This window comes from Pseudarthrobacter oxydans, from assembly GCF_034258515.1.
Lineage (GTDB): Bacteria > Actinomycetota > Actinomycetes > Actinomycetales > Micrococcaceae > Arthrobacter.
In genome coordinates, this window is record NZ_CP139438.1 from 986180 (window position 1) to 1002968 (window position 16789).

Annotated in this window: 13 protein-coding genes; 5 read left to right on the forward strand and 8 right to left on the reverse strand. The window is 67.0% G+C overall.

Features of this window, described 5'->3' with window-relative positions:
• Positions 1-172 precede the first annotated feature (172 nt).
• Complete coding sequence (locus SMD14_RS04545; protein WP_321215468.1) at positions 173-1372, reverse strand: TerC family protein; 1200 nt, start codon at positions 1370-1372, stop codon at positions 173-175.
• Positions 1373-1413: 41 nt separating this feature from the next.
• On the reverse strand, positions 1414-3090 hold the full coding sequence (locus tag SMD14_RS04550) for a RecQ family ATP-dependent DNA helicase (protein ID WP_321215469.1): 1677 nt from the start codon (positions 3088-3090) through the stop codon (positions 1414-1416).
• A gap of 223 nt (positions 3091-3313) precedes the next feature.
• Here SMD14_RS04550 and SMD14_RS04555 point away from each other — a divergent pair, with 223 nt between their 5' ends.
• Positions 3314-5641, forward strand: coding sequence for an FdhF/YdeP family oxidoreductase (locus tag SMD14_RS04555; RefSeq protein ID WP_321215470.1), 2328 nt, complete (start codon positions 3314-3316; stop codon positions 5639-5641).
• Between the two features lie 22 nt (positions 5642-5663).
• Here SMD14_RS04555 and SMD14_RS04560 read toward each other — a convergent pair whose 3' ends face one another.
• The gene (locus SMD14_RS04560; protein ID WP_157238966.1) at positions 5664-5993 is read right to left on the reverse strand and encodes a DUF6457 domain-containing protein; all 330 of its coding nucleotides are present in this window, start codon (positions 5991-5993) and stop codon (positions 5664-5666) included.
• Positions 5994-6315: 322 nt separating this feature from the next.
• Between SMD14_RS04560 and fdhA the strand changes: the two genes are divergently transcribed.
• The 4 genes from fdhA to SMD14_RS04580 all read left to right on the forward strand — a co-directional run bounded on the left by fdhA (position 6316) and on the right by SMD14_RS04580 (position 10499).
• Positions 6316-7533, forward strand: coding sequence for a formaldehyde dehydrogenase, glutathione-independent (gene fdhA, locus SMD14_RS04565; RefSeq protein WP_321215471.1), 1218 nt, complete (start codon positions 6316-6318; stop codon positions 7531-7533).
• A 103-nt stretch (positions 7534-7636) separates the two neighbouring features.
• The gene (locus SMD14_RS04570) at positions 7637-7987 is read left to right on the forward strand and encodes a GNAT family N-acetyltransferase (RefSeq protein ID WP_157238964.1); all 351 of its coding nucleotides are present in this window, start codon (positions 7637-7639) and stop codon (positions 7985-7987) included.
• A 172-nt stretch (positions 7988-8159) separates the two neighbouring features.
• A complete protein-coding gene (locus tag SMD14_RS04575) occupies positions 8160-9083 on the forward strand; it encodes a serine hydrolase (RefSeq protein WP_157238963.1) in 924 nt (307 codons plus the stop codon).
• Between the two features lie 45 nt (positions 9084-9128).
• Complete coding sequence (locus SMD14_RS04580; RefSeq protein ID WP_321215472.1) at positions 9129-10499, forward strand: MFS transporter; 1371 nt, start codon at positions 9129-9131, stop codon at positions 10497-10499.
• 14 nt (positions 10500-10513) lie between these two features.
• Here the strand turns inward: SMD14_RS04580 and SMD14_RS04585 are convergent, their stop codons facing one another.
• The 5 genes from SMD14_RS04585 to SMD14_RS04605 all read right to left on the reverse strand — a co-directional run bounded on the left by SMD14_RS04585 (position 10514) and on the right by SMD14_RS04605 (position 16770).
• Positions 10514-11266 (reverse strand): metalloregulator ArsR/SmtB family transcription factor, encoded by a 753-nt coding sequence (locus SMD14_RS04585; RefSeq protein ID WP_321215473.1) that lies wholly within the window; start codon positions 11264-11266, stop codon positions 10514-10516.
• 46 nt (positions 11267-11312) lie between these two features.
• Positions 11313-12548: a mechanosensitive ion channel domain-containing protein gene (locus SMD14_RS04590; RefSeq protein ID WP_321215474.1), complete on the reverse strand. Its 1236-nt coding sequence runs from the start codon at positions 12546-12548 to the stop codon at positions 11313-11315.
• A 131-nt stretch (positions 12549-12679) separates the two neighbouring features.
• The gene (locus tag SMD14_RS04595; protein ID WP_321215475.1) at positions 12680-13762 is read right to left on the reverse strand and encodes a glycerophosphodiester phosphodiesterase family protein; all 1083 of its coding nucleotides are present in this window, start codon (positions 13760-13762) and stop codon (positions 12680-12682) included.
• Positions 13763-13970: 208 nt separating this feature from the next.
• Positions 13971-15245: an MFS transporter gene (locus SMD14_RS04600; RefSeq protein ID WP_321215476.1), complete on the reverse strand. Its 1275-nt coding sequence runs from the start codon at positions 15243-15245 to the stop codon at positions 13971-13973.
• A gap of 250 nt (positions 15246-15495) precedes the next feature.
• On the reverse strand, positions 15496-16770 hold the full coding sequence (locus tag SMD14_RS04605) for an AGE family epimerase/isomerase (protein ID WP_321215477.1): 1275 nt from the start codon (positions 16768-16770) through the stop codon (positions 15496-15498).
• Positions 16771-16789 lie beyond the last annotated feature (19 nt).

Consider the following 16789-nt stretch of genomic DNA (forward strand, 5'->3'; position numbering starts at 1 on the left):
CTCCCCATCGACAGCCGGGCCGTCATCGGCGGGCCGGAGGAGGATTTCCCCTGGCCCTGAATCAAACCTAGCAACAGGCACCGACAAACAGCCGGGCCCCGGAACTAGGTAGCGCCAGGTGTCGTTTTGAGCCCCCAAAACGACACTTGGCGCTACCTAGTTGGGTGGGCGGTCAGCCCTCCGCGGCCGCCCGCACCTGGGCTTTGTCATGCTCGGCATGGGCGGAGCGCAGCAGGTCCATGAACTCGGTTTCGTTCCGGATGAGGCGCTTGTACTTCTCCGGGAGCTTGCGGATCTGGTCCTCCTCGCGGCACATTGCGGCGAAGATCTTGTCCCGCTCGTTCATGTCCGTCTCGTAGTTCAGGTCCAGGTATTCAACGGCATGCCGCCTGGCACCGGAAACGGCGTTCTTGGCCTTGCCCTTGGGGCTGAAAATGGATGCCAGGACGGTGACCACCAGGACGCCCAGGATCACGCTCAGGGACACGCCCGTGCTGACCTCCACCACGTTCACGTGCTCGCCGTCGTTGATGAACGGCAGGGTGTTCTCGTGCAGGGCGTGCAGGATGAGCTTCACGCCGATGAACCCCAGGATGACGGCCAGGCCGTAGGAAAGGAAGATCAGGCGGTCCAGCAGCCCGTCGATCAGGAAGAACAGCTGCCGCAGGCCCATCAGGGAGAACGCCGTGGCCGTGAACACGATGAACACGTTCTGCGTCAGGCCGAAAATTGCCGGGATGGAGTCCAGCGCAAACAGGATGTCCGTGCCGCCGATCGCCACCATCACCAGGAGCATCGGGGTGAGGACGCGCTTGCCGTCCTGCACGGTGAAGAGCTTGTCGCCGTCGTAGTGTTCCGACGCCGGCAGGAGCTTCTTGGCCAGCCGGACCACCAGGCCGTCGGAGTCGTCGTCGTGGCTGTCCGGCTTGAGCAGGTTGCCGGCGGTGATGAGCAGGATCAGCCCGAAGATGTAGAACACCCAGGCGAAGCTGTTGATCAGTGCCGCGCCGAGGAAAATGAATGCCGTGCGGGCGATCAGGGAAAAGACGATGCCGAACAGCAGCACCTTCTGCTGGTCCGCGCGGGGCACCCGGAAGCTGGCCATGATGATGAGGAACACGAAGAGGTTGTCCACGGACAGCGCCTTCTCCGTGATGTACCCGGCAAAGTACTCGGTGCCCATGGTGGGTCCGCCGAACAGCAGCACGCCGAGCCCGAAAAGCAGCGCGATGCCCACGTAGAGGGCTGACCAGACGGCCGATTCCTTGAGCGAGGGAGTGTGTGCCTTGCGGACGTGGAAGAAGAAGTCGAAGGCCAGCAGGCCTACGATCCCAATGACGGTCAGGGTCCAGACATAAGAAGGTACTTCCACGCGGCGGGCCTTTCGTTGGGGTCTCTTCCCAGCCTACCTACCTACGCGGGCTTCAGGAGTTCGTGTTCCATCACGGCGGTCCGCGAGAGGGTTTTGTAGCCCTCCTGTTCAAACAGGACGGTCATCACGTCCTCCTCGTGCCGCATCACCAGCCCCGGACCCCACTCCTTATGGACCACGGCGGACTGGAGCGGGAACCGCTCCTCCGCCTGATCGCCCGAAGCACTGCCGCCGTCGTCCGCTGAATGAAGGGCCGGCTTCTTCGCGGCAGCATCGGCGCACGCGTCGCAGTTGCCGCACGGCCCCGGCAGGTCCTCGCCAAAGTAGGACAGCAGGAACTGCCGCCGGCAGCTGTCCGTCTCGGCGTAGCCGCGCATCATGGTGAGCCGGGACTGGTCCACGCGCTGCCGGGCTTCGGCGAGTTCGACGACGCCGCCCACCAGGGCGGGCAGCTTCGCCGTGGAGGCGAGCCGGACGCCGCGCCTGCCGGACGTGACAGCGCCGGTTTCCTCCAGCTGGTTCACCAGCGAGGTGATGCGGCGGGCCGGCAAACCCGTGAGTTCGGCAAGGGAAGACCTGGGGGCAGGCGCGCCCGCTGACTTGAGGACCTTCAGCAGGGCCAGGAGCGCCCCGGGATCGGCGGAGTGGGTTGCGAAGAACTTCCGCAGGCCCAGATCCTCTGAGCGGTAGTGCAGCACGGCCGCAGCGGGCTCACCGTCACGCCCCGCCCGGCCTATCTCCTGGTAGTAGGAATCCAGCGACTCGGGAATGTCCGCGTGGACCACGAAGCGCACATTGGGTTTGTCGATTCCCATGCCGAACGCGGTGGTGGCCACCACGACGTCCAGCTTGTCGGCCAGGAACTGTTCGTGGATGCGCTCGCGGTCCGCGGCGGAGCGGCCGGCGTGGTACGCCTCCGCGCGCAGCCCCTCCTTCCCCAGCTTGGCGGCGTACTTTTCGGTGTCTTTGCGGGTGGCGGCGTAGAGGAGGCCCTGCCCGTCCCGTGCCATCGCCGCCACCTGTTGCACCACGGCCTGGCGCTTGCCCTTGTCCTCATGGTGCCGGACGACGTCCAGGCTGATGTTGGGCCGGTCGAAGCCGTGCACCAGGACCAGCGGGTCCTTCATGCGCAGCCGCTCCACGATCTCGTCCCGGACCGGGGGCGAGGCAGTGGCGGTGAGGGCCGCAACGGGGGGATTGCCCAGCCGTTCACGGACGCTGCCCAGGCTGAGGTAGTCGGGGCGGAAATCGTGGCCCCAGGAGGAGACGCAGTGGGCCTCGTCTACGACGAACAGCGTGATGTCCAGGGCGGCGATGCGGTCCACCGTCTTCTGCTTGGCCAGCTGCTCCGGGGCGAGGAACAGGAACGCGGCCTTGCCGGCTTCCACCGCGTGCCACGCGGCCTCCACCTCCGAATCGCTGCGGGACGAATTGACGGCGACGGCGGCGCCCGCCCCCAGGTCCGCGGCCAGCCCGTCGAGCTGGTCCTCCTGCAGTGCGATGAGCGGGGAGACCACGACGGCGGGCCGCCGGGTCTTGTTGTGGAGGAACAGGGCAGCGACCTGGTAGATCGCAGATTTTCCGTAGCCGGTGGGCATCACCGCAAGGACGTCACGGCCGCCGGCCAGCGCGGCCATGCCGGCCAGCTGGCCGTCCCGCAGGTGCGGCAGGGAAAAGGAGGACGCCGCGAGGGCGGACAGGGCAAGATCGTCGGACATGAAAGGCGCTCCGCAGAGTGGTTCCCGCGGCCGCTTGCTTCAGCCGAGGTGACCAGCCTATCGCGGCCGGGAAGCGCCGTCGTCCGTCCTTCGCGGAGGGTGGTCCCGGACAAGAGGCCGTTTTCCTTGACTTCCCGGTTCCCCTGAACAAGTGTGGAAAGAGCCCGGACCCCCGAACATCCGGAGGGTGGCAGGTACCGGCTTAATGCGAGGAGAACCAGCAGTGACGCGCAAAAACCCCGAAGTCGATGAGGCTGACGAGTCTGAGATTGAAGTCAGCGGCCACCCGAAAACGTGGGCTGCCGGCGTGCCCGGCGTCTACCATTCCATGCAGCCGGCGCTCAAGCACATGGGCCTGGACCGGTCGCGGAAGACCCTGCTGGCGCTGAACCAGAAGGACGGGTTCGACTGCATGAGCTGCGCCTGGCCGGACCCGGGCCACCGCAAAACGTTCGAATTCTGCGAAAACGGCGCCAAGGCAGTGACCTGGGAGGCCACCCCGGTGGTGATCGGGTCCGAATTCTGGGCGGAGCATCCGGTCAGCGAGCTGCGGGAGCGGTCCGAGTACTGGCTGGGCATGCAGGGGCGCCTGACGGAGCCTGTATACAAGCCTGCAGGCGAAGACCACTACCGGCCCGTGGGCTGGGACGAAGCGTTCGGGATCATTGCGGACAAGCTGAATTCGCTGCCCAGCCCCGACCAGGCAGCCTTCTACACCAGCGGCCGGACCTCGAACGAGGCAGCCTTCCTGTACCAGCTGTTCATCCGCGGATACGGCACCAACAACCTGCCGGACTGCTCCAACATGTGCCACGAGTCCTCGGGCTGGGCCATGGGCCAGACCATCGGCATCGGCAAAGCCACGGTTTCCTATGACGACTTCGCCAAGGCCGAGCTGATCATCATCATGGGCCAGAACCCGGGCACCAACCACCCCCGGATGCTCACCGCACTCGAAGAAGCGAAGGAGGCCGGTGCCCGGATCGTGGCGGTCAACCCGCTGCCCGAGGCCGGGCTGATGCGCTACAAGAACCCGCAGACGGTGAAGGGGATCATCGGCCGCGGCACCGACCTGGCGGACCAGTTCCTGCAGGTGCGGATCGGCGGCGACATGGCGCTGCTGCAGGCCGTTTCCAAACGCGTCCTCGATGCCGAGGCCGCTCATCCGGGGACGGTGCTTGACCACCAGTTCCTGGAGGAGCACTGCGACGGCCTCGAGGAACTCCGGGCGCACCTTGCTGAACTGGACGAGGCCGCCGTCCTTGAGGCCACGGGCCTGCGGACTGAGGAAATCGACGAGCTCGCGGCCCGGTACCTGGCCGCGGAGAAGGTGATCATCACCTGGGCGATGGGCATCACGCAGCAGAAGAAGGGCGTGGCCACCATCAAGGAAATCATCAACCTGCTGCTGCTGCGCGGCAACATCGGCAAGCCCGGCGCCGGCGCCTCCCCGATCCGGGGGCACAGCAACGTCCAGGGCGACCGGACCATGGGGATCTGGGAACAGATGCCGCCGGCATTCCTGGACGCCCTGGGCAAGGAATTCAGCTTCGAACCGCCGCGGACGCATGGCGCGGATGCGGTGGAGACCATCCGGCAGATGCGCGACGGCGGGATCAAGGTCTTCATCGCCATGGGCGGCAACTTCGTGGGCGCCATGTCGGACACCCGGGCTGCCGAGGCGGCGATGGAAGGCACCGAACTGTCCGTCCACGTTTCCACCAAGCTCAACCACTCCCACGCGGTCACGGGCGCCGAGGCCTTGATCCTGCCCACGCTCGGGCGGACCGAGATTGACCGGCAGGAGTCCGGCCCGCAGTTCGTGTCCGTGGAGGACACCGTCTGCGCCGTCCACGCCTCCCACGGCACGGTTGAACCCGTGGCGCCCGGCCTGCTCTCGGAGGTCGCCATCGTCTGCCGGATGGCGCAGCGGGTGCTGGGGGACCGGATCGCGGCGGACTGGGCGGGCTTCCAAAAGAACTACGACCTGATCCGCGAGCACATCTCCCACGTGGTGGTGGGCTGCGAGGACTACAACCGGAAGGTCAGGCAGGACGGCGGCTTCGTCCTGCCGAACGGTCCCCGCGACTCCCGAACGTTCAACACCCCCACCGGCAAGGCCATGCTGACCGTCAACGAGCTCGAGCATGTGGAGCGGCCGGCCGGCACCCTGATCCTGCAGAGCATGCGCTCGCACGACCAGTTCAACACCACCATCTACGGCCACAACGACCGCTACCGCGGCATCAAGAAGGGCCGCGAAGTGGTGTTCGTGAACCCGGCGGACCTTGCCGAACTGGGGCTTGAAGACGGGCAGCACGTGGACGTGCGCGGCGTGTACGGGGACAACGCAGAGCGGGTCCTCCGCAACTACCGGCTGGTGTCCTATCCCTCAGCCCGCGGGTGTGCTGCAGCCTACTATCCGGAAGCCAACGTGCTGGTGCCGCTGGAGAGCGTGGCGGAGGGCAGCCAGACGCCCGTCTCCAAAGCCGTGATCGTCCGTCTTGAGCCCGTTGCCGCCTTCCGTGAGGAGCCAACGGCCGCGGGATAAGCCGCGGTACAAAGCGGCGCGACTACTGCGCGGTGTCCGCCCAGCCTTTGCGGGCGGGCCCGCCGTCGTGCCCGTCCTCGCACAGCTGGAAGGCGGTGTCCGCGGCTTTGGCCACCGCGGCAGCCGCGTTCCCGCGGTTGCCTGCGCTGCCGGTTCCGGCCTGCAGCCCAGCCGCGTAGCCCACCATGAAGGTGGTCACCGGGGCTGCGGCGTGGGTGACAGACCCGGCCGATTTCCGGGCCAGGTCCAGGAGCAGTTCGTGGTCCACTTTCAGGTCCAGGATCTGCAGCGCCTGGGCCAGCCGGTTGCTCCATTGGTCCAGGATCTGCATTTCGTCCTCGTTGGCTGGCATGTCCGCTCCTTGGTTTTTCGGTCGCTTGCGATCGTTGGGTCGTCCTCCGTGCCGAGACTACAAGGCTTCGCCGCGGAAGTCATTGGTTCCAGCCGGCGCAACCCCCAATTCATCAACGGGTAGACAGCCGGGCTTACTACCTCTAGATATGACGGCCCACCCGTGCTTAGACTGGGCGCACCCCACCTCGAGGATGCCCTCCGGCAACTGTTTCATGAGCTGCCAGCAGATGCTGGACGGTGCCTGTCCGGCGGGGTGCGCATCACCACTCATGAATCACGGCCGCCCCACCGGGCCATCCGTGGGATAACAGGAGAAAAAGATGACAGGGAACAAAGCCGTTGCCTACAAGGGGCCGGGAAAAGTCGAACTGATTGATATCGACTACCCAACGTTCGAACTCAAGGACGGGCCGGGCGTCAACCCGGCAAACGTCGGGCGCGCCGTCAACCATGGCGTAATCCTCAAGACCGTGGCCACCAATATCTGTGGTTCGGACCAGCACATGGTGCGCGGCCGCACCACGGCACCGCCGGACCTGGTGCTGGGGCATGAGATCACAGGCGAAGTGGTGGAGGTGGGCCGTGACGTTGAATTCATCAAGGTCGGGGACCTCTGCTCTGTGCCGTTCAACATTGCCTGCGGCCGGTGCCGGAACTGTAAGGAGCGCAAGACGGGCATTTGCCTGAACGTAAACCCGGACCGCCCGGGCAGCGCCTACGGATACGTGGACATGGGCGGCTGGGTGGGCGGCCAGGCCAACTACGTGCTGGTGCCGTACGCCGACTGGAACCTGCTGAAGTTCCCGGACAAGGACCGGGCCATGGAGAAAATCCTTGACCTGGCCATGCTTTCGGATATCTTCCCCACGGGATTCCACGGCGCCGTGAGTGCCGGTGTGGGGGTTGGTTCCACGGTGTACATTGCGGGGGCCGGCCCCGTGGGCCTGGCAGCGGCCACCAGCGCGCACCTGCTGGGCGCCGCCGTCGTGATTGTTGGCGACCTGAACGAGGACAGGCTGGCGCGGGCGCGCAGCTTCGGCTGCGAAACGGTGGACCTCACCAAGGGAGGCCCGGCGGAGCAGATCGAGCAGATCCTTGGCGTGCCGGAAGTGGACTGCGGCGTGGACGCGGTGGGCTTCGAGGCGAGGGGCCACGGACACGGCAAGGATGCCGAAGAAGCGCCGGCCACCGTGCTGAACTCGCTGATGGACATCACCGCTGCCGGCGGTGCGCTGGGCATCCCGGGGCTGTACGTGACGGGTGATCCGGGCGGCATCGACGAGGCAGCCAAGAAGGGTTCCCTCAGCCTGAGCCTGGGTACCGGGTGGGCCAAGTCGCTGAGCTTCACCACGGGCCAGTGCCCGGTGATGAAGTACAACCGGCAGCTGATGATGGCCATCCTGAACGACAAGGTGAACATCGCCAAGAACGTGAACGCCAAGGCGATCACGCTTGAGGAGGCGCCGCAGGGCTACGCGGAGTTCGACGCCGGTGCAGCAACCAAGTACGTCCTCAACCCGAACGGCTACCTGAGTTAACCCGGACTGGCGGACGGTGGGTCCGGGCAAGGGAAGGGTGCGGGAACAAGTGTCCCTCGGCTGTGGTTAGCTGAAGGACACACCGCACAGAAGGAGATTCCCCTTGAGCGACATCACCGTCCGCCACAACCCCGGCCGCGGGCGCTTCGAAATCCTCGACGCCGGCAACGTGATCGGCAAGGCCGCATACAAGGATTACGACGGCGGCGCCGCGCCGCAGCGGATTTTCTATCACACGGTGATCAACGAGGAGTACGGCGGCCAGGGACTGGCGGGCCAGCTCGCCACCGCCGCGCTGGGTGCCACGGTCAGCGCCGGAATGGGCATCGTCCCGGTGTGCCCCTACATCAAGAAATTCCTCGCCAAGCATCCTGACTACGCGGATCACACAGTGCGTGTTGCTCCCGCGCACCTGGAGTTCCTGGACGCCGCATTGGCTGCCCGCACCCGCTGACGGACATCGCACCTGCGCGGACGCGGGTGCCATGTCCACAAAGGGGTGCGGGACATGGCGCGCCTGCGGCTTATCAGGCCGCTCCCAACCTTCAATGGTCTAATCAACATCGCATCGCGTGCGCTGGGGCCGCGTGATGCAGACCGGGTTGTTGAAGGAGACAGGAGCCCCTATGTCGGTGGACCAGAAGAAGTTTTCGTCCGGGCCGGACTCCCGCCCGAGCCGCCGCGGGGCGGGAAGGCGAAGGCTTGCGGTGCTGTTTTGTGCCGTGGCGCTCGTGATTGCCGCCACCTTTGTCCTGGCCGTCCAGCGTTCGGTGCCGCTTGACGGGTTGGAGGGATCGGTCCCGGCGGCCGCGCCCGCGGAGCCTGTTGCCGCCGCCCCGGATTCCCTGCAGGACCGCATCGACTCACTCCTGACGGAAAAGGCCGGCTACCGGATCGGGGTGGCCCTGGCGGACGTTTCCGGTGGTGCAGCCCTGACCTTCGGGGACCAGGAGGCCTTCAACGCGGCGAGCACGGCAAAGATCATCACGGCAGCGGCCTACTACCGCTTGGTGGAAAAGGGCGAGGCGCGCCTCGACGACCCCCTGGGGGACTACGACGCGGCGTTCCAGCTTGAAGCGATGGTGAACCAAAGCAACAACGATTCCTGGCTGCTCCTGATGAATGCCGTGGGCTACCCGGAGCTGATCGCCTACGCCGCCTCGATCGGGGTTACTTACGATCCCGAGGAAAACCTCCTGACTCCTGCCGCGATGGCCAGTGTCCTCAAACAGCTTTACGCCGGGGACCTGCTGAACGCAGAAAATACGGCGGAACTGCTCGGCTATATGCAGGACACGAACAACGAGGACCTGATCCCCGCCGGCTCCCAGGCCGGAATCGAGGTGTTCCACAAGTACGGGGAGTTCGACCGGCACCTGCACGATGCCGCGGTCCTGGATTACCGCGGCTCATCCTTTGCGCTGGTGATCTACACCGAGAATGCGGAAGGAGGGGAAGCTGCCGGACAGGCCGACACCATCCGCGAACTGACCGGACTGGTTGAAGAAGCTTTGTTCCCCCCGGTGCAGGCCGGGAACCAGGGCGGATAGTCCATCAACTCGCGCCGCCGGCACCGTGTGCGCCAGACTGTTTCCGTGAGCAACAAACCCCGGACTGCCCTGGCCGTCGCCGGCCTCAGCCTGGGCACGGCACTGAACCCCCTCAACTCCTCCATGATCGCCGTTGCCCTGGTGGTGCTCCGCGCGGACTTCGGGCTCGACGTCGCCGCCGTCACCTGGGTGGTCACGTCCTTCTACCTCGCGTCCGCGGCAGGCCAGCCCGTGATGGGCAGGCTGGCGGACCGGTTCGGCCCGCGGCGGATGTTCATGCTCGGCATGGCCTTGGTCGCGGTGACGTGTGCGCTGGCGCCGTTTGCCCCGAACTTCGCCCTGCTCTGCGTGGCCCGTGCGGTGATGGCGCTCGGTACGGCCACCGCGTACCCCAGCGCTGTGGTGATGGTGGGGGCCATTGCGCACCGGGCCAATGTGGAGCCGGCGCGTCCTCTTGGCCGGCTTCAGATGGTGAACACCTCGGCCGCTGCGGTGGGCCCCGTCGTTGGTGGACTGCTGGTCAGCCTCGTTGGCTGGGAAGCCCTGTTCCTGCTCAACGTCCCGCTGGCGCTGGCCGCACTGTTGATCGTCCGCCAGGCGGCACCCAGCGACAAGGCCCGGGAGCGCGGCAGCGTCGCGCAGCTGCTGCGCGACTCGGACATCCCCGGGATCCTGGGATTCGTGGCCGCGCTGCTGCTGGTGATGATGGCCGCACTGAACGTCTTTCCTGCCTACCGCTGGTGGATGCTGGCCGCCGGAACGCTCATCGCCGCACTGTTCGCCTGGCGCGAGCTGCGCTTCGACCGCCCCTTCCTTGACCTGAGGCTGCTGGGACGCAACAAACCCCTGATGCTCATCTACCTGGCCTTCGCGGTGTTCAGCAGCGTGTACTACTTTGTCTTTTTCGGGCTTCCCCAGCTCCTCCAGGAAGCCGGCGGCTACGATCCCGGCGTCGTGGGCCTCCTGATGCTGCCGCTGGCGGGCCTGTCCGTCCTGGCCACGCCCTGGGCGGTCCGGGCGATGGGAAGGTTCGGCGTGCGGCGGGTGCTGATTGCCGGCGTCGTCATCCTCACCGTGGCGGCCGCGCTGATGTGGCTGCTGACCGGCACGCTGGTGATTCCGCTGGTGGTGGTGCTGACTGCCCTGATGGGCGTCCCGTACGGAACGGTGGGCATCGCCACCAACCAGGGCATGTTCGTTTCCATCGGGCCGCAGGAGCGCGGCGTTGCGGCGGGCATCTACCAGACCTGCCGGTATGTGGGCGCCATCACCGCCACCGTGATGATCGGCGTCTTCGCGGGCGGCGGCGTGGACCAGGAAAGCTGGGCCCGGATGGTCCTCGCGATGCTGGTCCTGTGCGCGGTGACGTTCGGCGTGAGCCTGCTGTGGCGGCGGCGCCCCGCACCCCGCACCTAGTTGGGGCGGCCGCCCTAGGTGTACATCAGCGAGCCGGGCGTGGTCAGCTTCTCGCCGGTCTCCAGCCAGGTCTTCAGGCCGGAGAGGATCATCGGCCAGCCGCCGTAGAGCTGCTCGTTGGCGCCTTCGCGAAGGTCGCTGTGGGTGACGGTCAGGCGGCAGGAATCGCCCACCTGCTCGATGTCCCACGTGACCTTCGAGGTTCCCTCGGCCTTGACGTCCTCACCCCAGAGGGCACGCATGGTCTGGACCAGCCGGCGGGGCGGGTCCACCTCCAGGTTCTCGCCCTCACCCAGCGGAGCACCCGCCTTGACGTTGTTCATCGTGAAGCTGCCGCCAGGGGTCCAGTCCGTTTCGATGGTGTTCCCGAACTGGTACTTGCTGCGGATCTCGCTGTTGGTGATGGCTTCCCAGAGCCGTTCCGGCGTGGTCTTGATGTAGATTTCGAAGATTTTTTCCATGGGACTTTCCAATCTGGATTTGAGGTCGCTGAGGCCAGCGGCCCATGGTTCTGCATATTTGCTCACCCAGCGGTCGTGGAGGAGCCGGATGGGCACCGGGTTCAGGAAATGCAGCTTTTCACGCCCCCGACGGCGGGCCACCACCAGTCCGGCTTCCTCCAGGATCCTGAGGTGCTTGGCGACCCCGAACCGGCTCATGTCGAAGCGTCTTTCGAGGGCGCCGAGGGTCTGCCCGTCCTCGCGGAACAGCTCGTCAAGGAGCTCCCGCCGGGTGGGGTCTGCGAGTGCCTTGAACACGGCATCCATGGGGACAATGATATGTGACCATTTGGTCACATATCAAGGGCCTTTCCTAGTTCCGTGCGGCCAGGGTCTGGTCCCGGTCCTGGAAGACATCCTCGCCGGGGCCGGTGAAGGCACGCGAGCGCTGCACGGCCTCGATCGAGCCGGTGAACAGCTGTGATTCGTGCGGATCCGCGGCCGTCCGGGCGCCGTCCCGGCTGGACGTACCCAGCCCCCGCAATGGCTGCCGGCGGCGGGTGGAGGTGCCGCCGTCGGACGCTGCCTCGGTCCAGCGCTGCTGGGGGAGCGCTTCCGGATGGCCCTGCTGCAGGAAGGTGACCATGGCCTCGCGGATGAGGCAGCGCAGGTCGAAGAGCGCGGCGCTGTCCGCGGCGCTGACCAGGATGCGCACCCGGACGAACCCGCCGGTGGCGTCGGTGATCTGCAGGATGCCCACGCGCTCGTCCCACAGGTCCGTGCCGGCGAGGACGGACCGCAGCTCGGCGCGCATGTCCTCCACGGGGGCGCGCCAGTCGAGGTCGAACTCCACGGTGCCCATCACCTCGGACTGGCGCCGGGTCCAGTTCTCGAACGGCGTGGTGGTGAAGTAGGTGGACGGGAGGATCAGGCGGCGGTCGTCCCAGATGTGGACCACCACGTAGGTGAGGGTGATTTCCTCGATCCGGCCCCACTCCTTCTGCACCACCACAACGTCGTCCACGCGGATGGCGTCCGTGAAGGCCAGCTGCATGCCGGCGAAGACGTTCACCAGGGAAGTCTGCGCTGCGAGGCCGGCGACGATCGAGATGACCCCGGCGGAGGCCAGCAGCCCGGCGCCGAGGGCCTGGATGGCCGGGAACGTGAGCATCACCGAACCGGCGGCAAGCACCACCACCAGCGCAACACCGATCCGCCGGGCCAGGATCATCTGCGTCCGGAGCCGCCGCGCGCGCCGGTTGTCCGCAACGTCCACGCTGTACCGGCCCAGGACCACCGCCTCGATGATCAGCAGTACGGCCACGGCCAGCCAGGCGAGGGAGCCGATGAGGGATATCAGCAGCAGGTGGTCGACGGCGCCGTGCCAGCTTTCGCCGGCTGCCGTGAGTCCCAGCGCGGTGCGGACGCCGATCAGGCACAGTGCCAGGCGCAGCGGCTGGCGGGCAACCCGGGACGTGGCCTGCAGTTCCGGACGCTTGCGGTTGAGGCGCAGGACGAGCTTGCGCAGCAGCCAGGACAGGACCAGGCCTGCGGCCACTGCCAGGGTGACGGCAATGAAGGGCATGGCGGGATTGAGTAGGTCTTGCATCCTTTAACCTCTACCAACGTCGGGCCCGGGGCCGAAATCCGCCTCCGCCCCGGCGTGGTGCAAAGGCACGACGGCGGCTGCCGGACTCCTGCGCGGATGTCCGGCAGCCGCCGTCGGGCATTGTCCGGAAATCAGCCCTGCAGCGAGTAGGCCTTGGGCAGCTTCAGGCCGCGCTCTTCCATGAGGGTGCGCAGGCGGGTGGGGTAGTCGGTAATGATGCCGTCCACACCCAGGTCCATCAGGCGTTGCATGTCCGCGGTGGTGTTCACGGTCCAGGGGATCACGGGCAGGCCCAGCCCGTGGGCTTCGGCGATCATCTCAGGGGTGACGGAGCGGAACGCGGGGGAAATGACGTCATACCCCTGGGCGGCTGCCGCCTTGGCAAGGGAGCCGTCGTAGTCGTCGATGTCGATGCCGCCCAGGTTGGGGCTGGCGCCGGGCTGGCCCACACCCATCCAGGCGTCTCCGCTGGAGAGCGCCACCAGCGTGAGCTCGGGCGCGATTTCCCGGGTGAGGTTGAGGGAAGACCAGTCAAAGGACTGCAGGGTGGTGCGGTCCGCCATGCCGGAGGCCTGGATTTCGGCCACCACGGCGCGGGTGAGGGATTCCATGCCGGCGCCGCCGATCTGGCTGCCCTCCACCTTGGTCTCCACGTTCAAGCGGACCTTCTCGGCGCCCGCGTCACGCACCAGCTGGTAGACGTCCTTGAGCTCGGCGATCCGGTTGCCCTCGATCACATCCTGCTCCGGGTAGCCGGCCAGCTGCGCGTAGCCGCAGTTCAGCGTCTTGACCTGGGCCAGGGACAGTTCGGCCACGCGGTCGCCCACGTAGGGGAATTCGGGGTCGCCGGCGGTGGCCGGCGCGGTGTCGATGCATTTGGTGGCCTGGATGGTGTCGTCGTGCCAGACGATCACGTTGCCGTCCTCGGTGAGGTGCGTGTCCAGCTCGAGGGTGGTCACGCCCAGCGCCAGGGAACTCGTGAACGCGGCCAGAGACTCCTCGGTCCATTCGCCGCGGCCGCCGCGGTGGGACTGCAGGTCGAAGGAGCCGTTGCGTTCGTTTACCTTCGGGGCCGTTGTTGCCTGCGCCCCTCCGGCAGCGTTCGACGACGGCGTGCCGGCGTCGGTGTCCGGGGCGGCGGCGGCGGGACCTGCCGAAGCGAACGCGGCGGCGATGAGGGCGGCGGCTGCCGCGGACGTCAGGACTTTGCGCATGTGATGGTTCCTCCTGGATGACGGGGCCGGCGTTTCCGCCGGTGACCCGTCAACGCTAGGAGGGGCAGGTTGCGGTTCGGGTGCGGGGAATTGGAGGGGAGGTTAACGCGGGACGCCGGGCCGGCGCGCTGGGTCCACCCGCCATCGATTGCTCCGCAAATGTCGTTATGAGCGGTGAAAACGGCCGGTACGGAGCAATCGATGGGGGTTAGGGACGGGGGCGCGACGGCGGTGCACTGGTTTCCGCCACGGGAACCTCCTCCGAACGGACGGGGCGGGGCTCCAGCCACACCCGCTCCCGCGGTCCGGGCGGATACGCGTGCGTCTTCCCTGCAAGGGCGATGATCCACGCCGCCACCACCGGCAGCGCCGCGGCGACGGGAACCAGCAGCGGTCCGCCCACCACCAGTGCCGCCGAGCCGTACAGGGCGCCCACCGTGATGCCCAGCTGGATGGTCAGCACAGTGAGGCCGTTCGCGGCTTCCTGGAACTCGCCTCCGGCCCGCAGGATGGCGGACTGGTTGTAGATGCCGATCGCGCCGAGTCCCGCACCCCAGACCGTCATGAGGACCAGGGCGACGGGGAAGTTGCCCACCGCGAGAGGGAGGAAGAACATGGAAAGGGCGATCACCGCCGTCGTCATGAGCAGGGAACGCCGGGGCCGGGAATCCACGGTGAGGCCCGCGATCCAGATGCCCAGCAGCCCGGAGCCGCCCAGGACGGTGAGCGAGAGGCTGATGGCGTAGTCGGGGAAGCCTGCCTCGCGGATGTACGGCGCGATGTAGGTGAACAGCGCGAAATGGGCCAGGACCAGCAGCGGCCAGGCGATGGCCACCGACTTGACTCCGGGCTGGGCGATGGCCTTGCGCAGTGAGGGACGGACGGCGTCGGAAATACGCTGGACCCGCGGCAGCAGGAAGAACGCCAGCACCGTCAGGACCAGCCCGAACCCTGCCAGCACCAGGAACGCCGAGCGCCAGCCGAGGAACCCGCCCAGCGCCGTGCCCACGGGCGCGCCGATAGCCAGGCCCAGGCTGTTGCCGCTGAAGACAATGGCCAGGGCCTTGCCCACCTTGTCTGCCGGAACCACCCTGGTGACGAACGGGGCCATGGTGGTCCAGAGCAGGCCGTGCGCCAGGCCCCCCACCAGCCGGGCGATCATGGCGGCGGTGAAGTCCGGCGCGAGTCCCACCATCGCATTGCTGAGCGCGAACGTCAGGACGAGCCCCACCAGCAGCGCATGGCGGGGAATCTTCCCCAGCAGCCGGGCAGCCGGGACCACCGTGACCACAATGACAGCGGCATAGGCCGCGGCCAGGTAGCCCGCAACCGGCTCGGACACGTTCAGGCCGCTGCTGATCTGCGGCAGCAGCCCGGACGGCAGGAGCTCGGTGGTGATGGCGGTGAAGGCGATGGTGGCCAAAACCACCATCGCGGCGTACGGGAAACGGGCAGGTTCCGGCGCGGGAATGGCGGAGGACATGAGGGAAGGATCCATTCAAGGGGGAGGGTTGGAACGCGGCTCGCTGGCCGGGCAGTTCCTCCCTTAAATTTACAGGATCGCGGCCCCTGCTCCATGCCGTTTCCGGCGCGTCGGAGCGTGTCCCCGGACGCAATCCGCTTTCCGCCGGAGCCGGCTACCGGGTGCCCAGGTCAGTGTCCGTGCGGGACCCCGGCCGGACGGACCTGCCGCCCTGGCAGGTGCAGGGGCCCTGCACCTGCATCCGCAGGAATCAGCGGCCTGCAGGGTCCTTGTCCTGGCTGGTCCCGGTGATGCGTGCGTCCAGCAGGCCCGCCGCAACTGCCGGAGCCAGACCGGGTGCCAGCGGAAGGCGCGGGACCACCAGGCAGTGCCACAGGTGATAGATGTCCGCCTTGCCGGACCATACGGTGGAGGTGACATTGCCGTTCTCGTCGAGCTCCTGCTTCCAGGACCCGTGCTCGTAGTCGATGAACCAGTCGCGGGCGTGGTCCCAGATCCGCTCGTACCAGTCCGCATACTTCTTCTCGCCCGTGGCGATGTAGAGGGCGGCCGCGCCCCCGATGGCCTCTGCCGGCACCCACCGGATGCGGGTGGTGACAACGGGCTTGCCCTCCCAGTCCACGGTGTAGACAAATCCCGGGTGGCCGTCCGGCTCCCACGCGTCACGGATGGCTGCGTCGAACAGGCCCCGGGCGTCTTCCAGGAGCCAGGCCGGAACGTCCAGGCCGCGGGCTTCGAGTCCGGCGCGGAGGTGGAGGAGCAGGCGCGCCCACTCAACCCAGTGGCCCGGCGTTCCGCCGTAGGCGCGGAACTGGCTGGCCCGGTCATCGGTGTTGTACTCCGGCATGGGGTTCCACTCCGGGTCGAAGTGTTCGAACACCCGGTAATTGTTGTTGCGCGCGAACTTGTGGATGAGTACCTCGGCGATGTGAAGGGCCCGCTCAAGCCAGCGGTTCTCCCCGGTCACGTCAGCGACGATCAGGTAGGCCTCGACCGAATGCATGCTGGCGTTTCCGCCCCGGTATGCCTCGGTTTCGGTGAATTCCCGGTTCCACGAGTCGAAGCACATGTTGGCCTGGTGGTCCCAGAATTTCGTGTCGGCGATCCGGAGCGCCTCGTCGAGCAGTTCGCGCGCACCGGGCCGCCCTGCGGCGACGGCACTGGCAGCGGCGAGGAGCACGAACGAATGCTGGTAGCCGGACTTCGTATCGTTTACCGGTCCGTTTTCGTTGACCTCGGCGTACCAGCCGCCGAACTCATCATCGTGCAGTGCCCCGTTGAGTGCCGCGATCCCGTGGTCCACGAGTGTTGCGGCACCCGGCCGTCCCATGAGGGCGGCGACGGAAAAACTGTGGACCATCCGGGCGGTAATCCAGAGATGGGTCGGCTTGTCGGCGAACACCTTGCCGTAGTTGTCGAGCCAGCCGAATCCTGTCGGGACCTTTGAGGCCGCGGCGAAATTGATCAGCCGGTCGGTTTCCGCCTCGAGCCAGCGTGCGTGGGCGGCACTGTTCAGCCACGTCATGTTGTTTCCTCTCTCTGTT